Genomic DNA, 1,472 nt, shown 5'->3' with positions numbered 1-1,472 from the left:
TCATCGACGGCTTGACCGTGGCCACGCAAGGCGTTCGCGGCCCGCTCCAGATAGACCGTGTTCCATAGCACGATGGCCGCCGTCACCAGGTTGAGGCCGCTGGCCCGGTAGCGCTGCTGCTCGAAGCTGCGGTCGCGGATTTCCCCCAGGCGGTTGAAGAACACGGCGCGGGCCAGCGCGTTGCGCGCCTCGCCTTTGTTCAGCCCGGCATGCACGCGGCGGCGCAGCTCGACGCTTTGCAGCCAGTCCAGGATGAACAGTGTGCGCTCGATGCGTCCCAGCTCACGCAGGGCGACGGCCAGGCCGTTCTGGCGCGGGTAGCTGCCAAGCTTCCTGAGCATCAGCGAGGCCGTCGCCGTGCCCTGCTTGATCGAGGTGGCCATCCGCAGGATTTCATCCCAATGGGCGCGGACGTGCTTGATGTTGAGCGTGCCGCCGATCATCGGTTTCAACGCCTCGTAGGTGGCATCGCCCTTCGGGATGTAGAGCTTGGTGTCGCCCAGGTCACGAATGCGCGGGGCGAAGCGGAAGCCCAGCAGGTGCATCAACGCGAAGACGTGGTCCGTGAACCCTGCCGTGTCGGTGTAGTGCTCCTCGATCCGCAGGTCGGATTCGTGATACAGCAGGCCGTCGAGCACGTAGGTCGAGTCGCGCACGCCGACGTTCACGACCTTGGTGTGGAACGGCGCGTACTGGTCGGAGATATGGGTGTAGAACGTCCGCCCTGGGCTGCTGCCGTATTTCGGATTGATGTGGCCGGTGCTCTCGGCCTTGCTGCCGGTGCGGAAGTTCTGGCCGTCCGACGATGACGTGGTGCCGTCGCCCCAATGCTCGGCGAAGGGATGTCGGAACTGCGCGTTGACCAGCTCGGCCAGTGCCGCCCCGTAGGTTTCGTCGCGGATGTGCCAGGCTTGCAGCCAGGCCAGCTTGGCGTAGGTCGTGCCGGGGCACGATTCCGCCATCTTGGTCAGGCCCAGGTTGATCGCGTCGGCGAGGATCGTGGTCAGCAACAGGTTTTTGTCCTTGGCCAGGTCGCCTGACTTCAGGTGGGCGAAGTGCCGGGTGAAGCCCGTCCATTCGTCTACCTCCAGCAGCAATTCGGTGATCTTGACGTGCGGTAGGATCATCGCCGTCTGGTCGATCAGGGCCTGTGCGGTATCGGGCACCGCCGCATCGAGCGGCGTGATCTTCAGGCCCGACTCCGTGATGATGGCGTCCGGCAGCTCGTTGGCCAGCGCCATGCGGTTGACGGTGGCGAGCTGCGTTTCCAGCAGCGTCAGCCGGTCATGCAGGTACTGGTCGCAATCGGTGGCCACGGCCAGCGGCAATTCGCTGGCCTGCTTGAGGCTGGCGAATTTCGCGGGCGGCACCAGGTAGTCCTCGAAGTCCTTGAACTGGCGCGAGCCTTGCACCCAGATGTCGCCGGAGCGCAGCGCGTTCTTCAGCTCCGACAGCGCGCACAGTTCGTAGTA

The 1,472-nt window shown here is 64.9% G+C and carries 1 pseudogene; it reads right to left on the bottom strand.

Features of this window, described 5'->3' with window-relative positions:
* Positions 1 to 1,472, bottom strand: a pseudogene (locus QZ994_RS19870) (Tn3-like element ISPa38 family transposase); the annotation flags it as partial.

Source organism: Aquabacterium sp. (assembly GCF_021768455.1).
GTDB lineage: Bacteria > Pseudomonadota > Gammaproteobacteria > Burkholderiales > Burkholderiaceae_C > Aquabacterium.
Note: the sequence above shows the minus strand (reverse complement) of the source record. Positions and strands in the feature narration are given on the sequence as shown.